We start from the raw sequence: 17,103 nt of genomic DNA on the forward strand, positions 1-17,103 counted from the left end.
CGAGACGGTTACTTCGACAACTGAAAGATTGATGCCGTCGTCCGACGAAAAGCTGCGTCGCTTAACAAGCTCCGAAGCGTTCTGGACGGAATGATCCAAAATGCACTCGACAGGGCCTTGACCACCCCCCAGCGATCACCAGCCTCAGAGCGCTGAGACGCGACCTCCAGAAAATACAGCCAGTAATATGTCTGGCACGCATAATAGGAACGAATCCAGGCTTTCAAGCTCGGCCACCGGGACCGGTTGGAAATAGCGTGGCGCAGGAAAATCCGCCTCGTGAATCCCGCCCGCTGCAATTGCATCGTGTTGAACGTGCCCTTCGGTCGCTGCCGGAACAGAACGCACGGCTCCGCCACAAATCCGAACTTGCGATCGGCAGCGATACGTATTTGCCAGTCCCAGTCTGAATCCCCAATCAACGATTCATCCATGTATCCGTGTGTTTCGAGAACGCTTGCTCGAAACAAGGTTCCACCAACCTGAGGGAAATATCCGCTCATGAGCATCATGAAAAAGTCACCGTCGTCGGGCACTTCCGTGGGCCACGGGTCATCCAGGGGCGTCAGGTCAGGGTCCGTTGAAACTATCTGGCCAAATACGCCAGCGAAGTCCGGATTGTCGTCAAGGAGTTCGATATGCTTGCGGATATGCCCCGGCAACCACAAATCGTCGTCATCCAGGAAGGCAATAAACTCGCCGGTGGCCCGCCGCATGGCAAGGTTTCGAGGAGCCGGACAGTAGTTTTTGGGCGTATACTGATGAATAGCTCCGTAGCGCTCGGCGACTTCCTTGCTTTCCGGCAAACCGCCATTGTCACCGACGAGGATTTCGAATTTCAGATCTGCCCCTTCCACCGCGCGGATGGATGCCAGCGCTTCAGCGAGCAGCTTGGGGCGATCACGTGTTGCGACGATAACGGACACGAGGCGAGGTCCAGTCATTAAAACCACTCTTCCCAGGAATCGAACTTTCCTTTCAGCAGTGCGTCGAAGATGAAGTCACCATCAAACTTTGTCACAAACGTGCGCGCCACGGTGTCAGTTGGCCTGGTTTCCTCGGCTTGGGCATATATCGTCGTGTACCCCGCCTCGCGCGCGAGTTTGCGCGCGTCCTCCGTCCAATTGCCTGATTGCCCGAAAGGAATTGCGAATGTCTCTGGCGCAAACCCGAGGCGCTTGGCGAACAATTCCCGCGAGCCAGCCAATTCATCGACCATCTGGTTGACTTCTATGCAATTGAATTGGGGGTGCGTCGCAGAGTGACTGCCCATCTCCGCGCCCGCCGCGAGCAATGTTTCGATATCCCGCCACGACAAGACAAAATCGTCTGGCATCGTATGTCGCCCATCCGACCATTCGGATACCGGGAAGAACATCCAGGGCAAGCCGAGATCTTTCAGGATCGGTGCCGCATGTGTCAGCACGCTCTTGAGACCGTCATCGAACGTGATCGCCAAATCCTTCGGACCGCCGCCGGTTCGCACGATTTCGCTGGCCGGAACGAAGTTGAAACCCGCATCCAGCGCACGTTCCAACTGGCGACGAAATTGCGCAGGCGTCACATCATTGACGCCCCATTCGGATTGCCCGACCGTGTGATAGCAGAGTATGCGGCCGATATACCGTTTTCGTGCACGACCAAGCGCAGCAATAATATTGCGCTCGCAACACATGCGCACAGGCGCGACATTCGTCCGCGTGACTCCGGCCATTTTCAAGGCCTGCTTCAGCGGGTGCTTCATCTTCTCGTCCCCCATTCGGTCCCTTGCAAGTCCGAACGCATTATAAAATAGCAAGGCAATATCAGCCTATTGCGCCCCCCGGTCGCGACACAAAGCCCAGAACCGGTACCCTTGCAATCCTTCCCTCAATGAAATCAAGCGCCCAACGCAAATATTTGCGCACAATCGGCTCAAGATACAGGGAGATCACGAAAGCTGCTAACACCACCGTCAGAAGTGCTGCAGGGAATGCCGCAAACGGACGCACACCCCATTCAATGTACACACGTATCAGGCCCGCTCCCACCATGGCGTGTATAAGGTAGAGCGGATAGGTCGACTTCCCTATTTCGCGCAGCACTTTCCGCGTCCGCATGCTCGTGGGGGTGAATTTTTCAGGCCAACGCGTAAAGGCGAACTGCGCAAGCACCACAGCGCCCCAAACGACGATCGGCCAACCGACCCAGTATCCCATCTTAACGCCGAGAGAAAAATGCGACTGGTCCCATATCGCCAACGCGGCAACCACGGCAGCAAACGCAAGGCCCACCCAGTCAGACATTTTCATAAGGCGCCGACTTGTCAGCCACATCCATATCCCGACCGCGAAAACTGAACCGTGCCGCAAGAGAAACTCGCTCGCATGATAATAGACCCAACCACCTCGCGGCAGGAACTCGTTCTGGATTGCGACAAAGTAAAATGCGTTGGCCAATGTGATCGCCCAAGCCAGATAGGTTAGTCGAGAGAATTGCCCGCTCGCCAGGAGTAGGAACACCAATGCGTAAAACGTAATCTCGACTGCGAGCGTCCAGTAAACTCCATCAATCCACCCGCCGCTCGGCCAGAGCCACATCGAGTGCGAATAAGGTACCAACAGCTCGTTCAGCGGAACTTGGCCGATTTTTAGAATGGCCAGCAATGAGATTGTAGCGCAGATCCAAACTGCCGGGTAAAGCCTCAGCATACGCCCCTTCAGGAAGGAGAGAGGCGTTGCACCATTCGCTGAATTCGCTATCACGAATCCAGACAGGACGAAGAAGACTTCCACACCGACCCAGCCGAACCATGAAATCGGCGTAAGTAGGTGGAACGTTGTCACATGTCGGAACATCGGATCGAGCGGTGACGTTTCAGCTGCCCAGCCATCAAATCCTATGTGGAAAAAAGCGACCGCCAGAGCGGCGCCGAATCTGACGCAATCAAGCGCATAGAAATAGGGCCTGTCCTGCTTCAAGAACTATACTTTCAGAAAATACCGAAAAATTTGGAATTATCGTCCTGGCAACCATATTCTTCAATTCTCATTCGAACAATACAGTATTTGTTTTATCAATTATTTTTCCAACATTGAGTCGCCTGGATGGCTTACTTTACTAAGTTGAATTCGCCTGCGGATTGCGTCGAAAATGCTGCAATAACTGGCATTAGGTCTGAATATCCGCGAAGGTTTTGTAATGCTAAATACAGACTTCGACACAATGGGTTCGAGGTCTTTCAACATTGAAACGCATAGGCGCACCCGAGACGGGCGTTGCACTGTGCCACTCGGCGTAGCCGGCCAGCAGACTCTGATCTCGGGAAATTCTGGAGCGGGCGAAGAGATTCGAACTCTCGACCCCAACCTTGGCAAGGTTGTGCTCTACCACTGAGCTACGCCCGCATCCTGAATTGGTACCCGGCAGGAACCCCGCCGAGAGGCGTGATAAAGCGCATCATGCTTGTGTTTGCAAGCGCTTAGTTCGGGCCTGCTGCACAATTTGAGGCGTGTCAGGCCCCAGGCCCGGGATCTTGCGCCAAAGCGTGCATTTCGACTGGCCACACGACCGGCATTTTGGCCGAGCGGACCAAAATAAACGCCCGATCAGCCCCGGATGACTGTGCGAATCTGGTCCGGCCGTACTTCGCGTCCCTCGGCATCGACAAATGCCGCACGGATCGCACTTTTCGTTCCGGCTTTCGTGAAGCTGATCGGCGGCGTCTCGCCTTCGGCCAGCCAGGCATCGCCCCACTGCGTCAGCCCAATCAGGATGGGGCGCAATGACAGGCCCATCGCCGACAACACGTATTCCGGCCGGGCGCGCTTTCCGGGCGCCTTGTAGGGTTTTTTGACGAGAAGGCCCGCGTCCACCAGAGACTTCAAGCGGCCTGACAGCACGGTACGCGGGCATTTCAGTTCGGCCTGGAAATCATCGAACCGGCGCACGCCATACAGAGCCGCACGCAAAATCAGCAACGTCCACCTGTCTCCCACCACCTCTATGGCGCTGGCAAGGTTACAGGTTTCCGGTGGAATGGGTGACCGGCGGGCAAGAGGAATCTGCGTCATTCCAACTTTCATGTATGGGTTCGCTTTCGAAATCCAGAGCCCCGTTGATCGATGCGCACATTTCACCAGTTTCGCCTTGTATTTGCCGTCGTCCGATGGGAGAGGCAGGGACAGTCGCAGCTCTATCGAACCAGGCCATCGCATGAACAAGTCGGCGCTCTTCGCTTCGCTCCTGTCAGGTCTGGTTGCCTGTTCAGCGCCTGAATCCGTCGCACCCATTACGGTCGCACCGACGAGCGCCTCTGCCCTTTGGAGCTTCGAAACCTCCGCGCGCGCATTGCAGGCCGAATCTTGCCCGCCCGGGACACATCTCCTGTCGCCCTTGGCTATCGAGATCACCGCAACGCCGGTCGAACTCGGCGCCTTGCTCCCAAACGCGGCCTTGCCCACCACAGTCATCTTCGCGCACGGCTGGCGCCTGACCTCTGCCAACACAAACTTTGGTGGGTTGTCGGGTCTGGAGACGCTGCCGGACGGAAACTTTCTTGCTGTGTCCGACGCAGGATCCTTTGTCTGGATCGGGTTCTCCGACAACCAGCCGGACGGCACGGGCAAACTGGCCTACATGCTCGGCCCGGACGGAAACCAGCTTTCCGGCAAGACCGAAGGAGACGCCGAAGGACTCGCAGTTCGGGACGGGATCGCCCTCGTGAGTTTCGAGCGAGACCACCGTATCGAAGCCTTCGACCTCCGGCACTGTGGCGCAGATGCGAGGGCCGTTCCTGTCGCGCGGCTGCCTTCTGAAGCATCCGGGAAGCCGATCGGTGAGAATCAGGGCGCAGAGGCACTTTCGATCCTGCCAGCCGGCACGTTGAAATTTGGGCTCGAAAGCCTCTCTGGTGGTCCGTCCCCCATTGGCGCCGTCCTCGCCACTGGAGATGGCGCATTCACAGGCGAAACGGCGCCCAATCCCGGTGGCTATTCGCTGGTTGGTCTGGACGAGACGGTCGATGAGTCCGGCGAGCCGGTCACGGTCGCCCTGTATCGCAGCTACGACCCCATTCGCGGAAACAGGAATATCGTCACCTGGTCGACATCCGACCTGCAGATCGAGCTGAAACGCCCGATGCTCGTCGACAATTTCGAAGGTGTGGCTGCGGAATTCATCGATGCCGATACTCTGCGCATCTGGTTGATTTCCGACAATAATTTCTCCAGTCGCCAGCAAACGCTCCTGTATGCGTTCGATGTCGATACGAGCGCGGAATAAACGCTCTTACATTCTTTACGGTTGAAGCCTACATCTGCTCCTGCACAAGGGCTGCGGCGCCCGCAATGGGACTGAACTCCGGCGACCTTACTTTCCGTCAGGGAGCTGGCATTCTGGCTCGGACCCTGGTCCGGGCTCACCCGGCGCCCACCTAGTCTCTAGGTTGACGGGAGTGAATATGCCCAGCGACGTCTGCGGTTCTTGTGCGCTATCATTGGGGCGTGACGCCAGCGCAGACGCGCGTTAAGGCTCACGCCATGTCCAAAACACCCGACAAGACTCAACTTCGCCACCGGATGCGGACCCTTCGCGCCGAAGCGGCTGCCCGCGATCCGGATGCGGCTGAAAAGCTCGCCGACCTGTTTCCCATGAAACTTCTGGAGCGCTACGGTCCTGTCGTGGCGGGTTATGTCGCAATCAATGAAGAGATCGACCCCACCCCGTTGATGCAGCGTCTCAGCCGCGCCGGCGCCGAACTGTGCCTGCCCCGGGTCGAAGATGATGGCCGCATGACATGGCGCATGTGGTCCCATGGCGAGCCGCTGGAGCGCAGGCCGTTCGGCCTGTCCGAGCCGGGCATTGATGCGCCTGAAGCCAGCCCGACCCTCATCCTGACCCCGCTCCTGGCCTTCGATGCCATGGGCAACCGCCTCGGCTACGGCAAGGGTCACTACGACCGCGCCATCCAGCAACTGCGCAGCGCCGGCCGGGCCTTCACATGCGCCCTCGCTTACCCCGCCCAGCAGATCGATACGGTCCCGGCAGAGCCCCATGACCAGCCCCTCGACTGGGCCGTCACGCCCATCGGCTCGGTGCCGCTTTTCATGATGCGCAATATGAAAGCGATGAACGGCCCGGCCGGTGACGGGCCCGAGGCCGCCTGACTTGCGCCGCGTGGATTGTTAATCGGGGTTCTTGGCGCAAGTCTTGCTCAGTTAGGACATCGTTAACCCTCATTGCGCGCTCAGAAATTGCTAAATACTCCAAAAAAACCTGCCACTGCTCATACAACCTCGAGCGACGACGCACTCATCGTGTCCTGCCTCGTCGCAGTGTGCGGATTTGGGATTTTCCTGCTGAGCGACATCGACAAACCTAAACCGGTTGAAAATGTGTCGACGGCCGCCGTGGAAATAACCACAACGGATGAGGAGTCTGAGAGCCAGCCAGCTGCTCCTGCAGACTTAACGCCTCTCCCCGGTCCTATCCCCCCATCGACCACACCCGCACCTCCACCCAACCGGCCGCTTGCTGCCCCCGCAAAAGCCCGCCCGACACTCCCCTCCGGGCCCGGATTCATAACCCTGCTCGGCGACACGCTTAACGACGCGTTTTTCTATCGCTCGGAATATTCCAATCCCACCGGCCACTATGGCGGCGACTGGTCACGCGACAATATTGGTCAGTCGGCCGAGGGTGCCGATCTTGCGGTACGCCGCCAGCCGTCCCGGTCCGGGCCCTATACAGGCGGCGAAATGAAGACGTTGAAAACCTATGGCTACGGTCGCTACGAGGTCGTCATGCGACCCGCCAAGGGATCAGGGCTCGTGTCATCCTTCTTCACATATACCGGCGCCTATGAAGGCAACCCGCACGACGAAATCGATATCGAATTCCTTGGCCTCGATACGTCACGAATTCACTTCAACTATTTCCGGAAGGGCAAGACCGGCGAATCCGCGACCTTCGACCTGCCCTTTGATGCAGCCGAAGCCGACCATCTGTATGCCTTCGAATGGGCGCCAGAGGGCATCACCTGGTATGTTGATGGCGAGCCATATTACAAGACCGTTGAAGGCGATGCCTATCTGCCGACAACGCCCGGCAGCGTCATTTTCAATGCATGGACAGGCAAGCCGTTCATGTCTGCTTGGCACGGTAAACCGACATTCGAATCGGGCGCCTCAGCCCACTATTCATGCGTTTCCTTCACCCCGATGGGCGAAGAGTCACGCGCGTGCAGCAACCTGTTCCTGCCCCGGCGCCACAGCCCGACCTTCGCGATGACCGCTGATCTGACGCGCTAGGACTCGCGTTGTCGTGCAAGTGTGACTGGCCAGTCCCGAACTTTAGAGGTTAGTTTGGCCCGATGCTTATCCGGTTGATCTCAACATCGGTCGCGTTCACCGCTCTATGTCTTTCGTCTGCGGCAGATCCCGCTGTAAAAATTATCAATTTCTCTGCCAATTGGTGTCCGCTTTGCCGGGTGCTCGACCCGCGCCTGGATGACGCGGTGGATCGGTTCGCCGACCAGGGCGTGACGCTTGTAGAGATCGACATGACCGGCCTCGCCCGGTCAGGCGACGATGAACAACGCGCTCTCGTTGCGCAGCTTCAGGCGCTCACTTCAGCGCATGGCGCGGCTTATCTCTGGGACTGGTACGGCGGGCATGCAGGCATCGCCATCATCATCGCCGCCGATAACGGCGAACCGCTCTCCTGCATCACGACGCCATTGAGCACGTCGCAAATTGAAGACCGGTTACAGGAAAGCCTCGTCCTCGCGAAAAGGGTCAAACCCGGTCACCGGCGACCGAACGGCACAGACTGCCCGCCGCCGATCCCCAACAAGGCTCTGGCCAAGCCTAGCCTTTGATATCTTTCATGATTTGCTCGCGCGCGATGGGCATGAGTTCTGCCATCTGTTCGCGAATGCGGGCGTCGGAACGGTCTACGCCGGCCTTGTCGAAATCGCCACGCACCTTGCGGAACACGTCCTCTTCACCGACTTCTTCGAGATCAGACAAAACCACGGTCTTGGCATACGCCTGGGCATCATCGCCCGACATGCCCATCAGGTCGGCCGCCCAAAGGCCCAAAAGCTTGTTGCGCCGCGCCGCAACCTTGAACTGCGTTTCCTGATCAAGGGCGTACTTCGCCTCTTGTGCGCGTTCGCGATCGTCAAATGTGCTCATGGAAGTAGCCTTTCAGCGAGAAATTCAGAATTTTCTGCCATATAGGGTGCCAGATCAGGTGTGCGCAATAATTGTTTATCCGTGCGACTTGGCGTAACAGTCGCGATCTAAAGGGGACGCTGGCGATTCCGACCCGCCTTTTGCCCTCGATTACCCATGAAAGGGCTCTGTCGAATGTCGAAAAAGCGTGTCGTTTACGAGGGAAAAGCCAAAATCCTCTATGAGGGTCCCGAGCCTGGCACCTTGATTCAATATTTCAAGGACGACGCGACTGCTTTTAACGCGCAAAAGAAGGCCGTGCTTGACGGCAAAGGCGTGCTGAACAATCGCATCAGCGAATTCATGATGACCCGCCTCGGCGCCGTCGGCATCCCGACTCACTTCATCCGCCGCCTCAACATGCGTGAGCAGCTGATCAAGAAGGTGGAAATCATTCCGCTTGAAGTCGTGGTCCGCAATATTGCCGCTGGCACATTGTCCAAGCGCCTCGGCATCGAGGAAGGCCAGGTTCTGCCACGGCCCATGGTCGAGTTCTACTTCAAGGATGATGCTCTGGGTGACCCACTGGTGACGGAAGAGCACATTGCGGCATTCGGCTGGGCCGGTCCGCAGGAATATGACGACCTCATCTCGCTTTCGCTGCGGGTCAATGATTTCATGTCGGGCCTGTTTGCAGCCGTTGGCATTCGCCTGGTGGACTTCAAGCTCGAATATGGCCGGTATTTCGAAGGCGATAGTGAGGTGCCTCGTGTCTTGCTTGCCGACGAGATCAGCCCTGACAGTTGCCGTCTTTGGGACTTCGAGACCGGCGAAAAGCTCGACAAGGACCGCTTTCGCCGCGACCTTGGCGGCGTAACGGAAGCCTATGCCGAAGTCGCCCGGCGTCTCGGGATCATCAAGGAATCTGGCGAGACGGACAATGTCGTGAGCTTCACAGGCGGCAAGTAGCTGCCCGGCGCGCAGAGGCTCATTCCAATGCGCGCCAGACTAGGTTAAAGCGTGCGCGACTCATATCTTTGGAGCCCTACCCGATGAAAGCCATTGTCCACGTTGCCCTGAAATCCGGCGTCCTCGACCCTCAAGGCAAAGCCGTGGCTGATACGCTTGCGCGGATGGGCTACAAGGAAGTCGAAGCTGCACGCATCGGCAAGGTCATCGAACTCGATATCGACGACGCCCTGACCTCCGAAGCCGCCGAGGCGCGCGTCAAGGAAATGTGTGAGAAGCTCCTCGCCAATACCGTCATCGAAAGTTACCGCGTCGAGTTCGCCGCCTAGTTCTCGCTAGTCCGCCTCGGCCTTTCGGACATACACGCCTGTAAACCATTCGTCCCAAGTGTCGGTCTCCGGGTTGTATTGCTCGAAATGCTGTGTGACCGATCCATTGGCATTCAATGTCCACTCGCCGGTAAAGGGCGCTTTGACGCCGCCAGTCTGGTAGGCGATTTCACCGACCAGCTTCATTGACCCAGACTCGGTCAGTCCTCCCGAGTAATCGATCACCGCACCCTTGCTGATCCACAGCTGCCGCCATTTACCTGTCGCCGGATCAAGGAAGTTGTAGCTTTGCCCGGTGCCACCAGAAACCGAGGTCCAGCGCTCAACGAGAACGCAACCGCCCTCCTCGACCGCGATCGTATTCTCGCCTGCTAGATTGCCAACAGTGTCCGATACATCCCACTCGCCCAGCCAAAAATCGAAAGCATGATGAGCATCGCTCGCGCATGCCGGAACTGGCGGCGTCTGCGGTCCGGTACCAGCCGAAGCCTGGCCTAAAAGTCCCAGGATTACGATCGAGACCAATGATCTGTACATGCATCTCTCCTTGGGGTGTTTATGCTGTGAGAATCTCTGAACGTAGAAATTTGTCAAATGGAACCGATCGCACCACCTACTTGTGAGCGATTATTCACTTGCGTGTTTCGTTGCTACATGTTAGACAAGCCTCAACGCAAGGATGACTTTGAATGCCAAGATCTGCCACTCCTGCTCGTGAAGCTTCCAAGAAACCCCGCGCCCGAAATGCGCGGCCGAAAATTGAACGTGCGGCACTGAAACTGTTCATTCACGAGGGCGTCGATGCCGCAACCACGCGCGAGATTGCCGAACAGGCCGGGGTGTCGGAAGGCGCGCTCTATCGCCACTACAAGGGCAAGGATGAACTAGCCCTCGCTTTGTTCATGGAAACGCATAACCGGCTCGGCAAGATGATGATGGAGGCGCTGGCAGTCGAAGGCAGCCTTGAGAAAAAGGTCGGTGCAGCGGTATCAGCCTATTGCCAGCTTGCAGACGAAGATTTCCTCCTCTTTTCCTTCCACCTCGTCTCGCTGAACCGTTACCTTCCCTATGACAAGCGACGCGAGGACGATCCGGTATCCATCACTGAGCGCATCGTCGAGGGGCTGATGCAGGATGGAACCATCCCCAAAGGAGATCCCGCAGTGAAGGCGGCAATGGCGCTCGGCGTGATCATGCAGGCCGGACAGAACAAGATATACAATCGCCTTCCCGGACCACTTTCCCAGCACGCAGACGCATTCACCCAAGCAATCCTGGCTGTCCTGCACTCCGGCTGATTTTCGAAGATTTCGTACTCTCAAGAAAGCTTTTTCGCATGCGCGGCTTCCTGTTTACGGTCACCTATTACATCCTGTCGGTTCTTTACGTGCTGGTCTCCTTGCCTTTCCTGGCGTTGCCCGGACGCGGTCCCGTCAGCCTGATCATTCGCAGCTACACACGCGCGATGAACCTGAACCTCCTGCTCATTGGCGGCATAAGCAAGGAAGTCCGGGGTCGCAAAAATCTCCCTGACGGAGCGTTTGTGATTGCCGCCAAGCACCAGAGTTGGGGAGACGGCTACCTAATCTACCCAGAGGTCAAGAACCTCGCCTTCGTAACCGGCGACCACCTCGAAAAGTTCCCGCTCGTCGGCGGTATCCTGCGCAAGCTCGGCGCTATCGTTATCGACACCTGCGGTGGCGGGGACCGCAAAGCGGATTCCCTGCGCGAAGGGATGGAAACCGCCCGCGAAGAAGGTCGCCGAGTGCTGATCTATCCCGAAGGCCACCTTGCACCGGTCGACTACCATTTCCGCTACAAGCCGGGCGTCTGGCACATGGCAGAAGCCATGGGTGTACCGGTCGTGCCGGTCGCCACAAATATCGGCCTGTTCTGGAAACAGCAGGAAACCAGGAAGACACCCGGCCGGGCTGTCATCGAGTTTCTCGAACCGATTCCACCCGGTCTGCCGAAGGACGAATTTATGGCTCGGCTCACGGATGTCGTCGAAACCCGCACGGCCGAATTGGTCGCCGAGGTTCGTGGAGGCGCGCCGAAGCGCGCCGTCCTCATCCCCGACCCGGTAAACGGGTCTTTGGCCAAGCCAACCTCTGCCGATCCGTCAGCGCTCTCCAAGGTCTGATTTGCGACGTATCACGGATTTTGATGTTTACACGCAGAGAGCTTATTGTTAATCAATAAGGGCTCAGGATGTCCCGGGGGCCAAAACGGGATGACCAGAATGAACAAGAAGCGAAATCATGCACGCGCAATCGTGCTGGCCGGCGCCATGATGAGCGCCGTTGCCCTCCCCGCAACAGCTAACGACTGGAAAGCGTGGGAAGGACAAGACGAATCCTCACCCCGCGCCGTCTACACCGCAGGCACAGATAGTCCACCTGCGCTGCTGACCTGCGGAGCCGACGGCAAGCTGTCTGCCATGATCTCACTCAAGCCTGCTTCCCTGCCAGAACTGTTGGCGAAGAACGCGCCCTATTCGCGCGCCGAAAAAGCGAGCGTGATGGTCGGAGCCGCCGAGGCAGCCGAAACGAAGGTCAAATTCGTGCCGGCAATCGACGTTATCGAAATGCATTCGCACAGCATATCCGCCAAAGTATTCAATGCTGCAGTGAAAGGCGAGCCTCTGAAGATATCCGTGACGCGTGCGGGAGATATCGAAACCGTTCTCCCGGAACCCAACGATGCATTCAAAGCCTTCGCGCGCACCTGTAACGAAAGCCGCGAAGCCAGCACAAGATCGTAGCCCTGCGGCGCCTTACTACGATCTTGCGTCGTGAGTTGACGACTTCTCCAGATCAGTGCTCTTTTCTAGCTGAACGAGAACTGCGAGGCAGAAATTGGTGCGTAAGCTACGGGATGCAGGCTGTGTGGCAGCAGCCTTGGTCATGATTTCCGGCGGTTCGGGCTTTGCCCTCGAACTGCCCGGGGATACCGCCCTCTCTTGGGTGCAGGAGCCAGATCATATCTGGAGTGTCGACAGTTCAGACGCAGGCGACAAACCCAATTTCTACAGCTTTGTCAGGATCATTACCGTTTCAGGCGGCCAAGGACCGGTCGTTCAGTTCAGCTGCCAGGCAACAGACAAAGGTGATTACGCGCTCAATGCCGGAATCAAACTCGATCCGGCTAATGCCTATGACGAAGCTCCAAAGACCCGCCTTCAATTCCTGGAAATGAACGGCACCCTGACAATTGGCGACGACCGCAAGAATGAGCGCTTCCAGTATCATCCCGACTCTTCAAAGATCGTTCCCTACAATCGCTCCGTACCTCGGCGACTTTTCAATGCTGTCGTACGCGGCAACAAGGTGAAGCTCAAAGTACAGAAACAAACCTATCACCTAGAGCTGCCGGGTCCCGACGAGATTTTCACTGCTTTCGCCAAGATATGCCCGGTGACCAATGGCGGTAAATTCGACCAATCCATCTTCGACCAATCGCGCACGCGTCCGTCAGACGACGCTAGCTCCGAATAGGTCTGCGCGTCAGGCCGTAGCCGGCACGATCGTGACGCTCTCGCCACACCCGCAGGCATCGGTCTGGTTCGGGTTGCGAAACACGAACTTTTCGTGCAGCGGCGTGACTTCATAGTCGATCTGGCTGCCCAGCAGGAACAGCACCGCCTTGGCGTCGATCAGGATCGTGACGCCGTTTTCCTCGACGACTTCGTCCAGCGGTTCGGGTGCCATGGCATAATCCATGACATATTCCATGCCCGCACAGCCGCCATTCTTGACGCCGACGCGCAGGAATCCTGCGCCGCGTTCCTGCATGATTTCCTGTACGCGCTCTGTTGCAGCGTCGGACAAGGTCACGGGTTTGGGGCGGGGTCGTCTGGCCATGATCAACAGATAAGGTCTGAAGGGCTGCGATTCAATTAAAGCATGTTCAGCGCAAGGCGCGCTTCATCCGACATGCGGGACGGATCCCAGGGCGGATCGAACGTCAGGCGCACCTCGACGTCCGTGACGCCCTCGACCGTCCGCGCGGCCGTTTCCACCCATCCGGGCATATCGCCCGCCACAGGGCATCCTGGCGCCGTGAGGGTCATATCGATGTCCACTTTGCGGTCGTCATCGATATCGACCTTGTAGATCAGGCCCAGTTCATAGATATCGACCGGGATTTCCGGGTCATACACCGTCTTGAAGGCCACGATCAGGGCATCCGTAATGCGATTGAGTTCGTCCTGCGGAATCGCCGAAGGCGCCGCATCGGCCGGGGCCGACACGTCGATCAGGTCGCGAGAGGTCATATCGTCTGCCATGTCTGACTCTCTATACCAGCATTCCGCGGGCTTTTTCCAGCGCCTCTATGAACACGTCGACCTCGGCCTCCGTATTGTAGATTCCGAAGCTCGCGCGCGCTGTCGCGCTGACTCCCAGATGGGTCATTAATGGCTGGGCACAATGGTGCCCTGCCCGGATGGCCACGCCATAGCGGTCCAGTATCTGCGCCAGGTCGTGAGGATGGGCGCCTTGCAGGCTGAACGCCAGCACCGATCCCTTGCCCGGCGCCTCGCCGTGCACGGTCAGGCCATTGACGCCCCGCAGGCCGTCACGCGCCCGCGCGTAGAGCGCATGTTCATGCGCCTGAATTTCGGCCTGATCGAATTGCCGGTACCAGCGGATCGCCGCGCCCAGCCCGATCGCCTCGAGGATCGGCGGCGTGCCGGCCTCGAACTTGTGCGGGCCTTCATTGTAGGTGATCCGGTCCATGCTGACTGTCTCGATCATCTCTCCGCCGCCCTGATAAGGCCGCGCATCGGCCAACGCGCTGGACGTTCCATAGAGAATGCCGATCCCTGTCGGCCCATACAGCTTGTGTCCGGAAAACACGTACCAGTCACATCCCAGCGCCTGCACATCGACACCAAGGTGAACCGCTGCCTGGCAGCCATCAACCAGCACCCGAGCACCCGCTTCATGCGCTATGCGCCCGATCTCGGCCACGTCGTTCACCGTGCCGAGCACATTGCTCATATGGCTGATCGCCACCATGCGCGTCTTCGGCCCGATGGCCGCACGCAGGGCCTCCATGTCGAGCGACCCGTCAACGTTCAGGCCGACCCAGCGCAGCACGGCCCCCTGGCGCTCGCGCAGGAAATGCCACGGAACGATATTGGAATGGTGCTCCATCACGGACAGGACGATTTCATCACCCGCCTTGATCGTTCCGGCCAGCGCAGACGCCACAAGGTTGATCCCCTCGGTCGCGCCTTTGGTAAAGATGATATTTTCCGTGCTCGGCGCATTAAGAAAGTCTCGCGCCGCATCGCGCCCGGCCTCATACGCCTCGGTCGTCTCATTCGACAGCGTGTGGATGCCGCGGTGGACGTTGGCATAAGCCATCCGGCTCTGGTTCGCGATGGCCTCGATCACCGCGTCAGGCTTCTGCGCGCTGGCCGCATTGTCGAGATAGACCAGCGGCTTGCCGTTCACCTCCCGCTTCAGGATCGGGAACTCCTTGCGGATCGCTGATATGTCGAACGGCCGCGTCATGACGACAGCCAGTTCTGCGCCTCGGCAAGCAGCACGTCGCGCACACTCTCATCCGCCGTGCCGAGTGCCTCGGCAATGAACGCCTCGGTCAGCATGGCGCGTGCCTGTATCTCCGGAATGCCGCGCTGGCGCAGGTAGAACATTTGCGCATCGTCCAGCGCGCCGCACGTGTTGCCGTGCGCGCACTCGACATCATCGGCATAAATCTCGAGTTCCGGTTTCGCGAACACCTGCGCACCGTCTTCCAGAAGAAGCGCCTGATGCTGCATGTCGGCGTCGGTATGCTGGCCTGTTTTTCGCGGCACGTAAAACTTGCCCTGGAACACACCGGTGCCGCCATCGGTCACAGCGCCCTTTGTCAGCTGGCGCGTCACACAGCCTGGCGCGCCGTGGCGCACATGTGTCGTGATGTCGGCGTGGAATCCTTTCCCGGACAGGTAGGCCGCATTCAGCAACAGCTTGGCGCCCGATCCCTGATGCACCGCGCGCGTCTCCATCCGCACCACTCCCGCGCCGAATGCCAGGGTTGTCTGCGTCGCTTCGCTGTCCGCTGCGAGATTGACCAGGCTGGTCACTGCCAGAGCCTCGTCTGCGCCGCCACGCTGGTAGATCGACCGGTTCAGGCGCGCACCTTCCTCCAGATTGAATTCAAGCAAGGCAGACGCGAATCCCACACCACCCAGATAGCTCTCCGTCAGGGTCAGCGAGGCTCCAGCCCTGAGCACGAAGTTAATCCGTGCAAAGCTGGCCTCACCAGCACCTTCAAACACGAAGTGCAGGCGCGGCAGGTCGCTGGCCGTGATCTCGAATGTCAGCGTCGCTGGCCGCGAACCGCCACCGGCCAAAGCCGCTGCCAGCGCACCTAGCGGCACGTCTTCCGCGCCGCTCATGGCCAGTGTCGTCTGTTGGGCCAGCATGCGCATACCGTCCGGCAACGCTTTCGGCGGCTCAAACCCGGTGGGCGTGAACCGGAAAACCAGCGCTCCATCGCGGGGAAGCGGGTCTTTCGCCGAACTCGACGCGGGTGTGTCCAATGCTTTCAGCGCCGCCTTGAAGTCGCTCCACTTCCAGGCTTCCATCCGCCTGTTCGGCAGGCCTGAGTCGGCAAAGGCCAGGAAGGCCCGTTCGCGCCGCGCGTCTTCCGGCTGCATACCGTAGCGTGCGACCAGTTCCAGCTCGGCGGTCGTCGGATTCTTGATGAAGTCGCGCAGGGCGGTGGTCACGCCGCCTCTCCCAGCACCCCGTCATACCCCTCCTGCTCAAGCCGCAGGGCGAGTTCCGGGCCGCCTGTCTTGATGATCCGGCCCTTGGCCATGACATGCACCTTGTCCGGCTTGATATAGTCGAGCAGGCGTTGGTAGTGCGTGATCACCAGCATGCCGCGCGACGGATCGCGCAGCGCGTTGACGCCCGCCGCCACCGTCTTCAGGGCATCAATGTCGAGCCCGCTATCCGTCTCGTCGAGGATCAGGAATTTCGGCTCCAGCATCATCATCTGGTAGATTTCGAGCCGCTTCTTCTCGCCGCCCGAAAAGCCGACATTCACGGGCCGCTTCAGCATTTCGGCGTCGAGATTCAGCATCTTGCCCACTTCGCGCGAGCGCTTGATGAAGTCAGGCGCCGACATTTCGGCTTCGCCGCGTATCTTGCGCTGGGCGTTTATGGCGGTTCGCACGAAGGTCATTACCGGGACGCCGGGAATCTCAACCGGATACTGGAACGACAGGAACATGCCCTTGGCCGCGCGCTCTTCCGGCTCGATGTCCAGGATGTCCTCACCATTGAGGGTCGCACTCCCGCCCGTCACGTCATAGCCGCTCCGGCCTGTCAGGACGTAGGACAGCGTCGACTTGCCGGCCCCGTTCGGCCCCATGATCGCGTGGACCTCGCCCGCAGGCACGTCCAGCGACACACCATTCAGGATTGCCTTGGCCTCAGCCTCTTCGCCAACCGTGGCGGTCAGATTTTTGATCTTCAACATAGGCCGCATGTAAGCTGTGCGGGCCTAAAGGGAAAGCCCCTGCGGCACCCTGTGATCCTAAAGGCTGCTGTTAGGAAAGAACCGATCCTGTGCTCGCCGAGAGCGCTACTGCCCGAAAACTTTACCAATCCCCGCAATTGTTGCCA

The 17,103-nt window shown here is 58.7% G+C and carries 21 protein-coding genes and 1 tRNA gene; 10 read left to right on the plus strand and 12 right to left on the minus strand.

What is annotated here, in order from left to right; all coding sequences use genetic code 11:
- Window positions 1–8 precede the first annotated feature (8 nt).
- The 5 genes from AC0L7I_RS12240 to AC0L7I_RS12260 all read right to left on the minus strand — a co-directional run bounded on the left by AC0L7I_RS12240 (window position 9) and on the right by AC0L7I_RS12260 (window position 4,052).
- Complete coding sequence (locus tag AC0L7I_RS12240; RefSeq protein ID WP_473396704.1) at window positions 9–926, minus strand: glycosyltransferase family 2 protein; 918 nt, start codon at window positions 924–926, stop codon at window positions 9–11.
- A 17-nt stretch (window positions 927–943) separates the two neighbouring features.
- Window positions 944–1,744 carry a polysaccharide deacetylase family protein gene (locus AC0L7I_RS12245; protein ID WP_473396705.1) on the minus strand — a complete coding sequence of 267 codons (801 nt, stop codon included), beginning with the start codon at window positions 1,742–1,744 and terminating at the stop codon, window positions 944–946.
- Between the two features lie 61 nt (window positions 1,745–1,805).
- Complete coding sequence (locus tag AC0L7I_RS12250; RefSeq protein WP_473396706.1) at window positions 1,806–2,960, minus strand: acyltransferase family protein; 1,155 nt, start codon at window positions 2,958–2,960, stop codon at window positions 1,806–1,808.
- Between the two features lie 351 nt (window positions 2,961–3,311).
- Window positions 3,312–3,386: transfer RNA gene (locus AC0L7I_RS12255), tRNA-Gly, on the minus strand.
- Window positions 3,387–3,587: 201 nt separating this feature from the next.
- Window positions 3,588–4,052 carry a winged helix-turn-helix transcriptional regulator gene (locus AC0L7I_RS12260; RefSeq protein WP_473396707.1) on the minus strand — a complete coding sequence of 155 codons (465 nt, stop codon included), beginning with the start codon at window positions 4,050–4,052 and terminating at the stop codon, window positions 3,588–3,590.
- A 142-nt stretch (window positions 4,053–4,194) separates the two neighbouring features.
- Between AC0L7I_RS12260 and AC0L7I_RS12265 the strand changes: the two genes are divergently transcribed.
- The 4 genes from AC0L7I_RS12265 (at window position 4,195) to AC0L7I_RS12280 (ending at window position 7,858) form a co-directional block, all read left to right on the plus strand.
- Window positions 4,195–5,262 carry an esterase-like activity of phytase family protein gene (locus AC0L7I_RS12265; protein WP_473396708.1) on the plus strand — a complete coding sequence of 356 codons (1,068 nt, stop codon included), beginning with the start codon at window positions 4,195–4,197 and terminating at the stop codon, window positions 5,260–5,262.
- 257 nt (window positions 5,263–5,519) lie between these two features.
- Window positions 5,520–6,146 (plus strand): 5-formyltetrahydrofolate cyclo-ligase, encoded by a 627-nt coding sequence (locus AC0L7I_RS12270; RefSeq protein ID WP_473396709.1) that lies wholly within the window; start codon window positions 5,520–5,522, stop codon window positions 6,144–6,146.
- 243 nt (window positions 6,147–6,389) lie between these two features.
- Window positions 6,390–7,289, plus strand: coding sequence for a family 16 glycosylhydrolase (locus tag AC0L7I_RS12275; RefSeq protein WP_473396710.1), 900 nt, complete (start codon window positions 6,390–6,392; stop codon window positions 7,287–7,289).
- Between the two features lie 62 nt (window positions 7,290–7,351).
- Window positions 7,352–7,858 (plus strand): thioredoxin domain-containing protein, encoded by a 507-nt coding sequence (locus AC0L7I_RS12280; protein WP_473396711.1) that lies wholly within the window; start codon window positions 7,352–7,354, stop codon window positions 7,856–7,858.
- Here AC0L7I_RS12280 and AC0L7I_RS12285 read toward each other — a convergent pair.
- Window positions 7,848–8,177 carry a DUF1476 domain-containing protein gene (locus AC0L7I_RS12285; protein ID WP_473396712.1) on the minus strand — a complete coding sequence of 110 codons (330 nt, stop codon included), beginning with the start codon at window positions 8,175–8,177 and terminating at the stop codon, window positions 7,848–7,850. The genes AC0L7I_RS12280 and AC0L7I_RS12285 overlap by 11 nt on opposite strands.
- Window positions 8,178–8,351: 174 nt before the next feature.
- Here AC0L7I_RS12285 and purC point away from each other — a divergent pair, with 174 nt between their 5' ends.
- Window positions 8,352–9,125, plus strand: a complete 774-nt coding sequence (purC, locus tag AC0L7I_RS12290; protein WP_473396713.1) for a phosphoribosylaminoimidazolesuccinocarboxamide synthase — start codon at window positions 8,352–8,354, stop codon at window positions 9,123–9,125.
- A gap of 83 nt (window positions 9,126–9,208) precedes the next feature.
- Window positions 9,209–9,454, plus strand: a complete 246-nt coding sequence (purS, locus tag AC0L7I_RS12295) for a phosphoribosylformylglycinamidine synthase subunit PurS (RefSeq protein ID WP_045698986.1) — start codon at window positions 9,209–9,211, stop codon at window positions 9,452–9,454.
- Window positions 9,455–9,460: 6 nt separating this feature from the next.
- On the opposite strand, the gene AC0L7I_RS12300 is transcribed toward purS, so the two are convergent.
- Window positions 9,461–9,991, minus strand: coding sequence for a hypothetical protein (locus AC0L7I_RS12300; protein WP_473396714.1), 531 nt, complete (start codon window positions 9,989–9,991; stop codon window positions 9,461–9,463).
- A 152-nt stretch (window positions 9,992–10,143) separates the two neighbouring features.
- Between AC0L7I_RS12300 and AC0L7I_RS12305 the strand changes: the two genes are divergently transcribed.
- The 4 genes from AC0L7I_RS12305 to AC0L7I_RS12320 all read left to right on the plus strand — a co-directional run bounded on the left by AC0L7I_RS12305 (window position 10,144) and on the right by AC0L7I_RS12320 (window position 12,951).
- Window positions 10,144–10,752 (plus strand): TetR/AcrR family transcriptional regulator, encoded by a 609-nt coding sequence (locus AC0L7I_RS12305; protein WP_473396715.1) that lies wholly within the window; start codon window positions 10,144–10,146, stop codon window positions 10,750–10,752.
- Between the two features lie 38 nt (window positions 10,753–10,790).
- Window positions 10,791–11,597, plus strand: a complete 807-nt coding sequence (locus tag AC0L7I_RS12310) for a lysophospholipid acyltransferase family protein (RefSeq protein WP_473396716.1) — start codon at window positions 10,791–10,793, stop codon at window positions 11,595–11,597.
- A gap of 99 nt (window positions 11,598–11,696) precedes the next feature.
- The gene (locus AC0L7I_RS12315; protein WP_473396717.1) at window positions 11,697–12,218 is read left to right on the plus strand and encodes a hypothetical protein; all 522 of its coding nucleotides are present in this window, start codon (window positions 11,697–11,699) and stop codon (window positions 12,216–12,218) included.
- Window positions 12,219–12,342: 124 nt separating this feature from the next.
- Window positions 12,343–12,951, plus strand: coding sequence for a hypothetical protein (locus AC0L7I_RS12320; RefSeq protein ID WP_473396718.1), 609 nt, complete (start codon window positions 12,343–12,345; stop codon window positions 12,949–12,951).
- A gap of 9 nt (window positions 12,952–12,960) precedes the next feature.
- On the opposite strand, the gene AC0L7I_RS12325 is transcribed toward AC0L7I_RS12320, so the two are convergent.
- The 5 genes from AC0L7I_RS12325 to sufC are packed head-to-tail and all read right to left on the minus strand — an operon-like array spanning window position 12,961 to window position 16,957.
- A complete protein-coding gene (locus AC0L7I_RS12325; protein ID WP_473396719.1) occupies window positions 12,961–13,317 on the minus strand; it encodes a HesB/IscA family protein in 357 nt (118 codons plus the stop codon).
- A 35-nt stretch (window positions 13,318–13,352) separates the two neighbouring features.
- A complete protein-coding gene (locus tag AC0L7I_RS12330; protein WP_473396720.1) occupies window positions 13,353–13,742 on the minus strand; it encodes an SUF system Fe-S cluster assembly protein in 390 nt (129 codons plus the stop codon).
- Window positions 13,743–13,752: 10 nt separating this feature from the next.
- Window positions 13,753–14,976, minus strand: coding sequence for an aminotransferase class V-fold PLP-dependent enzyme (locus AC0L7I_RS12335; protein ID WP_473396721.1), 1,224 nt, complete (start codon window positions 14,974–14,976; stop codon window positions 13,753–13,755).
- Window positions 14,973–16,199 carry a SufB/SufD family protein gene (locus AC0L7I_RS12340; RefSeq protein WP_473396722.1) on the minus strand — a complete coding sequence of 409 codons (1,227 nt, stop codon included), beginning with the start codon at window positions 16,197–16,199 and terminating at the stop codon, window positions 14,973–14,975. Before AC0L7I_RS12340 ends, AC0L7I_RS12335 begins: the two co-directional genes overlap by 4 nt.
- Window positions 16,196–16,957, minus strand: coding sequence for a Fe-S cluster assembly ATPase SufC (gene sufC / locus AC0L7I_RS12345; RefSeq protein WP_473396723.1), 762 nt, complete (start codon window positions 16,955–16,957; stop codon window positions 16,196–16,198). The genes AC0L7I_RS12340 and sufC overlap by 4 nt, the downstream gene beginning before the upstream one ends.
- Window positions 16,958–17,103: the final 146 nt, after the last annotated feature.

Source organism: Hyphomonas sp. J20-32 (assembly GCF_055808555.1).

What these genes read in the sequence shown, in the direction of transcription:
- AC0L7I_RS12245 (WP_473396705.1), bottom strand. Translation starts at nt 1,744, where the DNA reads ATGAAGCACCCGCTGAAGCAGGCCTTGAAAATGGCCGGAGTCACGCGG.
- AC0L7I_RS12260 (WP_473396707.1), bottom strand. Translation starts at nt 4,052, where the DNA reads ATGACGCAGATTCCTCTTGCCCGCCGGTCACCCATTCCACCGGAAACC.
- AC0L7I_RS12265 (WP_473396708.1), top strand. Translation starts at nt 4,195, where the DNA reads ATGAACAAGTCGGCGCTCTTCGCTTCGCTCCTGTCAGGTCTGGTTGCC.
- AC0L7I_RS12270 (WP_473396709.1), top strand. Translation starts at nt 5,520, where the DNA reads ATGTCCAAAACACCCGACAAGACTCAACTTCGCCACCGGATGCGGACC.
- AC0L7I_RS12280 (WP_473396711.1), top strand. Translation starts at nt 7,352, where the DNA reads ATGCTTATCCGGTTGATCTCAACATCGGTCGCGTTCACCGCTCTATGT.
- AC0L7I_RS12285 (WP_473396712.1), bottom strand. Translation starts at nt 8,177, where the DNA reads ATGAGCACATTTGACGATCGCGAACGCGCACAAGAGGCGAAGTACGCC.
- purC (WP_473396713.1), top strand. Translation starts at nt 8,352, where the DNA reads ATGTCGAAAAAGCGTGTCGTTTACGAGGGAAAAGCCAAAATCCTCTAT.
- purS (WP_045698986.1), top strand. Translation starts at nt 9,209, where the DNA reads ATGAAAGCCATTGTCCACGTTGCCCTGAAATCCGGCGTCCTCGACCCT.
- AC0L7I_RS12300 (WP_473396714.1), bottom strand. Translation starts at nt 9,991, where the DNA reads ATGTACAGATCATTGGTCTCGATCGTAATCCTGGGACTTTTAGGCCAG.
- AC0L7I_RS12305 (WP_473396715.1), top strand. Translation starts at nt 10,144, where the DNA reads ATGCCAAGATCTGCCACTCCTGCTCGTGAAGCTTCCAAGAAACCCCGC.
- AC0L7I_RS12310 (WP_473396716.1), top strand. Translation starts at nt 10,791, where the DNA reads ATGCGCGGCTTCCTGTTTACGGTCACCTATTACATCCTGTCGGTTCTT.
- AC0L7I_RS12315 (WP_473396717.1), top strand. Translation starts at nt 11,697, where the DNA reads ATGAACAAGAAGCGAAATCATGCACGCGCAATCGTGCTGGCCGGCGCC.
- AC0L7I_RS12325 (WP_473396719.1), bottom strand. Translation starts at nt 13,317, where the DNA reads ATGGCCAGACGACCCCGCCCCAAACCCGTGACCTTGTCCGACGCTGCA.
- AC0L7I_RS12330 (WP_473396720.1), bottom strand. Translation starts at nt 13,742, where the DNA reads ATGGCAGACGATATGACCTCTCGCGACCTGATCGACGTGTCGGCCCCG.
- AC0L7I_RS12335 (WP_473396721.1), bottom strand. Translation starts at nt 14,976, where the DNA reads ATGACGCGGCCGTTCGACATATCAGCGATCCGCAAGGAGTTCCCGATC.
- sufC (WP_473396723.1), bottom strand. Translation starts at nt 16,957, where the DNA reads ATGTTGAAGATCAAAAATCTGACCGCCACGGTTGGCGAAGAGGCTGAG.